The organism is Nocardioides stalactiti (assembly GCF_014180715.1).
Taxonomy (GTDB): Bacteria; Actinomycetota; Actinomycetes; order Propionibacteriales; family Nocardioidaceae; genus Nocardioides; species Nocardioides stalactiti.
In genome coordinates this window covers 1-8,224 of the sequence record NZ_JACEFC010000154.1, presented here as the reverse complement: position 1 = coordinate 8,224, position 8,224 = coordinate 1, and the positions used below count along the sequence as shown (strand labels likewise).

Genomic DNA, 8,224 nt, shown 5'->3' with positions numbered 1-8,224 from the left:
GCGTGGTCCCCTCGGGCTTCGACCAGACCCAGGTGCTCGCCGCCCAGCCGGCCGCTCCGGTCCCACCCCCCGGAGCGCCGGGACAGCCACGGCCGCCGGGGCAGCACGCGTTCGTGCCCGCGCCGCGCTCGGGCCCCGACCTGCTCCTCGTCGCGGAGGGCCAGGAGCACCGCTTCCGCCACCCGGCCCAGATCACCATCGGCCGACTGCCCGACTGCACGGTCGTCCTGACCGACCCGTCGGCGTCACGGATGCACGGTGTCGTCAGCGCCGTCCCCGGCGGTTGGACCTACACCAACCAGTCCAAGGAGGGCACCTTCCGCGACGGCCGGCGGATCACCAGCCAGCGGTTCACCGAGCGCACGGCGCTTCGGCTCGGTCACCCGGTCGCGGGTCCCGAGCTGACCCTGGTGCCGATCCTGTCGGCCGTCGAGGAGGAGAAGCGGATCGCCCGCCGTCGGCTCATCCAGCGCCTGCTCGTCGGCGGTGTCGTCGTCGGCGTGCTGCTGCTCGTCGTCGGGGTCGGGACCGCCGCGGTCCTGCTCGGCGGGGACGACGAACCGGACCGGGACGCCGCCTCGAGCGACGTCTCGACCGACACGTCCGCCCCGTCGTCCGGCGAGCTCACCGAGGCCGAGCTCGACGCGGCCAAGGCGGCGACGGTCAAGATCATCGGGGAGAGCCACGCGCTCGAGGACCCGAACGACCAGTTCACCTACGCGGGCTCCGGCTCGATCATCCGGTCCGACGGGCTGATCCTGACCAACGCCCACGTCGCTGCCCCGGAGTCGCCCGGCATCGTCGAGCAGTACGGGCCGGAGGCCGCGATCGCCGACCCCGACTACCTCCTCATCTCGATCACCGACGGGGAGACCGACACCACCGCGCCGCCGGCGTACCGCGCCCGCGTCGTCGAGGCCGACGGCTACTCCGACGTGGCGGTCATCCAGATCTACGCGGACGCCGACGGGTCCGCGCTCGACGGCACGCTCGACCTCCCGACGGTGCCCATCGGCGCGTCCGCCGACGTGCGCGCGGGCGACGACGTCACGGTGCTCGGGTTCCCGGCGGTCGCCGGTTCTGGCGACTCGATCACGGTCACCACCGGTGTGATCTCGACGGTCCTCAACGACGCCGACCTCGGCCCTCGCTCGGAGTTCGACACCGAGGCGCGGATCGCGCCGGGCAACTCCGGCGGCATGGCGGTCGACAACGAGGGCCGTCTCATCGGACTGCCGACGGCCCTGCAGTTCGACCCGAGCGGCTCGCCGGTGACCAGCGGCCGGATCCGGGCGATCGACATCGTGAAGCCGTTGATCCAGCGGGCCGAGGAGGAGGTCGGCTGACCCCGACCTGCGCCTCGTCCTGCAGAATGACCGGGTGCTGATCCTGCGCGAGGTGCCCCGTCCAGGGGTTCGCCTGTCCGCCGGGATCGCCGCGGTCGAGAGCACGACCGCGCTCGCTGTCGCGCACACTGCCGCCGGGGGTGAGCTCCCCTCCGGCGGCTGGCTGCTGGCGGTGGCCGGAGCGGTGTACGGCGCCAGCCTGCTGGTGCTGCGCGGCCGGGCGCCGGTGCGCGTCGTGCTGCCCGCGCTCGTCGGCCTCCAGGTCGTGCTCCACGCCTGGCTCGTCGCCCTCACGGCCGGTGGCGGGACGCACCCGCACGCCGAGGGGACCGGGTCGGTGCTCGGCCTGGGCTGGCCGATGGTGCTCGCCCACGTCGTCGCCGGCCTGGTCGCCGGTGCCGTGTGGCTGCTGCGCCGGCGCGCTGTCGACGTCCTGCTCGGCTGGCACGCCGTCGCTGCGCTCCCGGTCGCGATCCGCTCCTGGTGCGGACCTCGCCGGTCCTCGCCGCTCCCGGCAGGCCGCGACGTCATCGTCCTGCCGACCCGCGGGCCGCCGCCGCTGTTCGGCGCCGTCGCCTGACCGACCCTCGTCCGGGGGTGGGTGGGGCGTCCGCGCGCGCGACGACCCACCTCATTCCACAGACAAGGAAACCCATGCACCTCCGACGTACCGTCCTGCCCGCTGCTGCTGCGGCAGCCGCCCTCGCCCTGGCCGCAGCTCCAGCCTCGGCCCACGTCACCGTCACCCCGAGCACCACGGCCGCAGGCGCCTACACCGTCCTGACCGTGAGCGTCCCCCACGGGTGCGACGGCTCAGCCACCACCCGGGTCGCGATCGACCTGCCGGAGGGGATCTATGCGGTCACGCCGACCCGCAACCCCTTCTGGTCGGTCGAGAAGGTGGTGGAGCAGCTCGACGAGCCGGTCACCGACGCGCACGGCAACGAGATCACCGAGCGGGTCGACCAGGTCGTCTACACCGCCGAGACCCCGCTGCCCGACGGCGTCCGCGACACCTTCGAGCTGTCGCTCCAGCTCCCGGACGCCGAGGGCGAGACGCTGGCGTTCCCTGTCCTCCAGGCCTGCGAGAAGGGCGAGACCGGTTGGACCGAGGTCGCCGCCGACGGCCAGGACGAGGACGAGCTGGAGCACCCCGCGCCGCTCGTCACCATCACCGCCGCGGACGCCGAGGGCCACGACGGTGGCGCCTCGGACGACGAGGACGCCGAGGAGCCCGGCGAGGGTCACGACGTGAAGGGCGTTCGTGACGGGGACGACGGGGACGACGAGGGCAACGGCCTTGCCCTCGCCGGCCTCGGCACCGGCATCGCCGGCATCCTGGTCGGCGGCCTCGCTCTCGCCCGGTCCCGGAAGGCCTGACCGACCGTGCTGAGGCGTGTGCTGGCGTCGGCGGCCCTCGCGGGGCTCCTCGTGGGCTCGGCCCCGGCCCCGGCGTCGGCGCACGCCTCGCTCGTGTCCTCCGACCCGGCCGAGGGCGCGATCCTCGAGGAGGCGCCGGAGACGGTCACCCTGACGTTCGACGAGCCGGTCGCGGTCGTCGAGGACGGCATCCAGGCCTATGACGCGCGGGGCGAGCGCCTCGACGTCGACTCCGGCGCGCGGGACGAGGTCGTCACCGCCGACCTCCCCGCCGACCTGGCCGAGGGCACCTACGTCGTGGCCTGGCGGGTGGTCTCCAGCGACGGCCACCCGATCGCCGGGTCGCTGACCTTCCACGTCGGCGCCCCGAGCGAGACGGTGCTGCCGCCCCGCGACGCACCGACCACCGACGACGGGGGCATGAAGGCCCTCGCCAGCGTGGTGCAGGCGCTGTCCTACGTCGCGCTGCTCCTCGCCGGCGGACTGACGATCTTCCTGTCCTGGACGGTGCGCGGGATCCGCCTCCACGACGTCGTACGACGACGCCTGCTGCGGGTCCTCCGGACGGCGGCCGCGTCGGCAGTCGGGCTGGCAGCGCTCGCGGTGCCGGTCTCCGGCGCCTACCAGCGCGGCGCGGGTCTCGGCGGGCTGGTCGAGGCGGGGTCGCTGGACCCGGCCCTCGTCGGCGACGACCTCGCCGTCCTGCTGCTCCAGGTCGTCGGGCTGGGGCTCGCGGCGCTGCTCGCCGGCAGGGCGACGCCGGCCCTGACCGGTGACGTCGGCGCGGCGCTCGCCGTCTGGTCCCCGGCCCTCGTGGGCCACACCCGGGCCTACGAGCCCGTGTCGCTGCTCGTGCTCACCGACGCCCTGCACCTCAGCGCCGGCGCGGTGTGGCTCGGTGGGCTGGTCGGCCTGGTGCTGGCCCTGTCCTCGCTCGCCGGCCGGGAACGCGACGCGGCGCTCCTCCTCAGCCGGTTCTCGACCGTCGCCGCCTCGCTCCTCCTCGTCCTCGCGGGCGCGGGGGCGCTGCTCGGCTGGCGGATCCTCGGCTCGTGGAGCGGGCTCGTCGACACCACCTACGGCCGCCTCCTCCTGGTCAAGGTCGGGATCGCGCTGCTCGTCGGGGCGGTCGCGGCCTGGAACCGTCTCGGGCTGCTGCCCCGCGTCTTCGCTGGCCCGCACGAGGCGCGGCGCCGCGCCTCCTACGCCGTACGACGGGTGGTCGCCGTCGAGGCGTCGCTGCTCGTCGTCCTCCTCGGCGTCACCGGGTTCCTCGTCGAGCAGCCGCCCCGAGACGAACCGGAGGTCGCCTCCGCGCCCGTGGTCAGCGGCGTCGCGCGGACGATCGTCGGCGACCTCCAGGTCCTCGCCGTCCTCGACGCCTCGACGGGGCGGCAACGGACCCTCACGGTCCAGGTCCAGGACCAGGCCGGCGAACCGGTCGACCTGCACGCGCGGCCGGAGGTGTCGCTGCGCGGCGGCGACGTCGACCTCGGCACCGTCCCGGTGGTGCCGACCGGGGTCGGCACCTACCTCGCCGAGGTCAGCTTCCCGACGGCGGGGGAATGGGAGGTGCAGGTGAGCCTGCGCGTCGACGAGTTCGAGAACCCGGTGACGACGCTGGCGGTCGACGTGGACTGAGCCGGCCGCTCGTCTTCGCCGAAGCACCAGCACGATGGCGCTCGCGGTGCGACGATGCGAGGAGCACCGGGCCAGCAGACCCCGGAGCGCTCCCACTCGCACAGGAGATCACTCCATGCACCTCACGACCCGCGTCCGCTCCCGCGCAGCCCTGCTCGCCACTGCTGTCCTCGTCGGCGGTGGCCTGGCCGGCCTCGTTGATCCAGGAGCGGCCGCCGCGCCGCCCACCCGTCCGGGCGTCGCGACGAGCGCTGCGCCAGGGGACGTGATCGCAGGCGAGTACATCATCACGCTCGACCAGAGCGTCTCGGCTCGCGCCGTGCGCGACATGCGCCAGGTCGCGACCAGCAAGGGCGGCACCGTCCTCTTCGACTACTCCGCGGCGCTCACCGGCTTCGCCGCGAAGCTCCCGGCGGCCGCTCTCGCGGCGGTCGAGGACGACCCTCGGGTCGCCGCGATCGAGCCCAACCGGGTCGTCACCGCCTTCGGTGACCAGTACGACCCGTCGTGGGGCCTGGACCGGATCGACCAGCGGTCGAAGACGCTCAACCGCAGCTACCACTACGACCAGACCGGTGCAGGCGTGACGGCCTACGTCATCGACACCGGCATCCGGATCACCCACACCCAGTTCGGCACCCGAGCGAGCCACGGCTTCACCGCGATCGCCGACGGCCAGGGTGCCAACGACTGCAACGGCCACGGCACCCACGTCGCCGGCACGGTCGGGAGCAGCAAGTGGGGCGTCGCCAAGGCGGTCAAGCTGGTCGCGGTGCGGGTCCTCGGTTGCGACGGCAGCGGCAGCAACGCCGGCGTCATCGACGGCATCGACTTCGTGGCCGCCCACCACCTGCCGGGCAAGCCAGCCGTCGCCAACATGAGCCTCGGCGGCGGCTTCTCCGCAGCCGTGAACTCCGCGGTCGCCAACGCCATCGCCGACGGCGTGAGCTTCGTGGTCGCCGCCGGCAACGAGAACGTCGATGCGTGCGGCGTCTCCCCGGCCAGCGCACCGAACGCGCTGACGGTGGGAGCGACCACCTACACCGACGCGCGGGCGTCGTACTCCAACTTCGGCACCTGCCTGGACCTCTTCGCCCCGGGCTCCCAGGTGCTCTCGACGTGGATCGGCTCCGACAACGAGCTCAACATCATCAACGGCACCTCGATGGCGAGCCCGCACGTCGCGGGCGTCGTCGCCACCTATCTGCAGGCCAACCCGGCAGCGACCCCGGCACAGGTGACCTCGGCCGTGCGCAACAGCGCGACGAACAACGTGGTGACCAACCTCGGCGCCGGGTCACCCAACAAGCTGCTGTACTCCAAGTTCGCGAGCACGAACACCTCACCGGCGCCGCCCGCGTCCGCCAACCCGGTGCGCCAGCCCGGCTTCGAGTCCGGCCCGGGGATCTGGAAGGGCATCGAGGACACCATCGAGTGCCTCGACGCCGCGCCGACGCCGCGGGTGGGACGCTGCCAGACCTATCTCCAGGGCTACGGCTCGGTGGCGTCGGACATGCTCGGCCAGACCGGCATCGTGGTGCCGGCCGGTGCTGGGCGCGTGCTGACCTTCTACACCAAGATCACCACGCAGGAGAACAGTCAGGGGACCGCCTTCGACCGGCTCTTCGTGCGCGTGATCTCGGGCGGGGTCACGACCACCCTTGCGACGTACAGCAACCTCAACAAGTCGGTCGGCTACGTGAAGCGGACGCTGTCCCTGGACGCGTTCGCCGGCAAGACGGTCGAGCTGCGGTTCGTGGGCCAGGAGGACTCCTCGCTCGCGACCTCGTTCTTCATCGACGACGTCGCGATCAGCTGACCCGACCGGTCACGGTCCGGCGACCCGGGCCGTGACCGGCACCGTGTGCAACAGGCCACCGACCCGGACCTGGACGAACAAGCGGTAGTCGCCGGCCTTCTCGAAGGTCGTGTGGAAGGTGAGGACGGTACCGTCCTCACCGTCCTCCGGCGCGCCGTAGGGGTGCACGTGGACGAACGTCCGGCCGCGCGGGTCGTCGCCGTCGGTGCGGAAGCCCGACACGTGGGCGGCCGCGCCGAGATAGCTGCCGAGGGTGACCGGCCGGTCGTCGAGCGAGCTCACCACCAGCCGGAGTCGCCCGTCCGGCCCCACCGTGCCCGAACCGTCGACGCGCACCTTCAGCACGCCGTCGTCGCCGGTCGGCTGCTCCCGGTCGGGCTGCCACTGGCCGGGGACGGTCACGTCCGCCCCCAGGATCACCGTGCTCTCCGTCCCGGCCGGGACGAAGTCGGCGATCAGCCGGTAGTCGCCCGGGGAACCGAGGTCGGCGCGCGCCGACCAGGTGCCGTCCGCGGCCATCGTGGGGTGCAGGTGCCGGAAGACGGCGAGGTCCGAGCGGACCAGGTAGAGGTGGAGCAGCTTGGTCTGCTCCTCGGTGTAGTCGCGCAGCGGCTGGCCGTCGCGGCCGAGGACGCGGAAGGACAGGCCGCCCGGACCGTCGGTGCCACGGGGGAGACGGACGCCGTCGAGCCGGTAGCCGCCCGCGCTCGTGGTCGTCCCGTCGCCGACCGTCGTCGGGTCGTCCTGGCCCGGCGCGTGCGTGTGACCGGCGCCGTCGGCCGGCGGTTCGAGCACCACCCGGTCGGGGTCGTCGGACGGGGTCGCGGCGTCGTCCTGGCAGCCGCTCAGACCGAGCAGGCAGACGACGGCGAGGGACGCGGCCACGCGCGTCGTACGTCGAGCGCTCACGGGGCCGCCGACAGGAAGAGGAACGCCGCGAACAGGACCAGGTGGACCCCGCCGGCGAGCGGCTTCGCCCGACCCGGCACGACCGTCAGCACCGACACCAGCACCGACAGGACCAGCAGCACCAGCTGGAGCGGGTCGATGCCGAGCGCGAGCTCGCCGTCGAGCCAGATCGAGGCGACCGCGATCGCCGGGATGGTCAGGCCGATCGAGGCCATCGCCGAGCCGTAGGCGAGGTTGAAGCTGGTCTGCACCCGGTCACGCACGGCCGAGCGGACCGCGGAGATCGACTCCGGCAGCAGCACCAGCAGCGCGATCACGACACCGACGACCGCGTGGGGGAGACCCAGCGAGGACACGGCGTCCTCGATCGCGTAGGACTCGACCTTGGCCAGGCCGACGACGCAGACCAGCGCCAGGCTCAGCAGCGCCAGGCTCGTCAGCGCCTCGCGTCCCGAGGGCGGGTCCGCGTGCCCGTCGCCGTCGTCGTCGACCGGCCCGCGCTCGCCCGGCCGGGTGACCGGCAGGAAGAAGTCCCGGTGCCGGACCGTCTGGGTGACCACGAACATCGCGTAGAGCGCGAGCGACGCGACCGCGGCGAACGCCAGCTGGGAGCCGGTGAAGACCGGCCCGTCAGCGCTCGTGGTGAAGCTCGGGACGACGAGCGTCAGGCCGGCCAGGGCGACGACGGTGGCCAGCGCCGACCCGGTGCCCTCGGGGTTGAAGACGGCGAGGTGGTGGCGCAGCGCGCCCACCACCAGCGCGAGGCCGACGATCCCGTTGATCGTGATCATCACCGCTGCGAAGACCGTGTCGCGGGCGAGGGTCGAGGTGTCGCCCTTGCCCGTCGCCATCAGGGTGACGATGAGGCCGACCTCGATGATCGTCACCGCGACCGCCAGCAGCAGCGACCCGAACGGCTCGCCGAGGCGGTGCGCCACGACCTCCGCGTGGTGGACAGCGGCGAGCACGGCGGCCACCAGCGCGACCCCGACGACGACGTTGCCGACTGTGCCGGGGTGGGTGCCCCAGGTGAAGGCCAGCACCACGGCGGCCGCCGGCGGGCTCGCGACCGCCCAGGAGAGGCGGCCGGCGGTCGTCGTGCTCATGTCACGGGAGAGTCTAGGAGAGG

General features: G+C 73.4%; 7 protein-coding genes. 5 read left to right on the top strand and 2 right to left on the bottom strand.

Annotation, left to right across the window (positions count from 1 at the left end; genetic code table 11):
* From H0487_RS20530 to H0487_RS20510, 5 genes are all read left to right on the top strand, one after another.
* Positions 1–1,346, top strand: a 1,346-nt coding sequence (locus H0487_RS20530) for a trypsin-like peptidase domain-containing protein (protein ID WP_183096085.1), incomplete at its 5' end; no start/stop codon positions are given.
* 34 nt (positions 1,347–1,380) lie between these two features.
* On the top strand, positions 1,381–1,926 hold the full coding sequence (locus tag H0487_RS20525) for a hypothetical protein (RefSeq protein ID WP_183096084.1): 546 nt from the start codon (positions 1,381–1,383) through the stop codon (positions 1,924–1,926).
* A 74-nt stretch (positions 1,927–2,000) separates the two neighbouring features.
* Positions 2,001–2,726, top strand: coding sequence for a YcnI family copper-binding membrane protein (locus tag H0487_RS20520; protein WP_183096083.1), 726 nt, complete (start codon positions 2,001–2,003; stop codon positions 2,724–2,726).
* A gap of 6 nt (positions 2,727–2,732) precedes the next feature.
* Positions 2,733–4,367 (top strand): copper resistance CopC/CopD family protein, encoded by a 1,635-nt coding sequence (locus H0487_RS20515; protein WP_183096082.1) that lies wholly within the window; start codon positions 2,733–2,735, stop codon positions 4,365–4,367.
* A gap of 115 nt (positions 4,368–4,482) precedes the next feature.
* A complete protein-coding gene (locus tag H0487_RS20510) occupies positions 4,483–6,186 on the top strand; it encodes a S8 family peptidase (RefSeq protein WP_183096081.1) in 1,704 nt (567 codons plus the stop codon).
* 9 nt (positions 6,187–6,195) lie between these two features.
* On the opposite strand, the gene H0487_RS20505 is transcribed toward H0487_RS20510, so the two are convergent.
* Together H0487_RS20505 and H0487_RS20500 are read right to left on the bottom strand one after the other, a co-directional pair.
* Positions 6,196–7,095 carry a DUF8832 domain-containing protein gene (locus H0487_RS20505; protein WP_183096080.1) on the bottom strand — a complete coding sequence of 300 codons (900 nt, stop codon included), beginning with the start codon at positions 7,093–7,095 and terminating at the stop codon, positions 6,196–6,198.
* The gene (locus tag H0487_RS20500; protein ID WP_183096079.1) at positions 7,092–8,201 is read right to left on the bottom strand and encodes a calcium:cation antiporter; all 1,110 of its coding nucleotides are present in this window, start codon (positions 8,199–8,201) and stop codon (positions 7,092–7,094) included. Before H0487_RS20500 ends, H0487_RS20505 begins: the two co-directional genes overlap by 4 nt.
* Between the last annotated feature and the right edge of the window lie 23 nt (positions 8,202–8,224).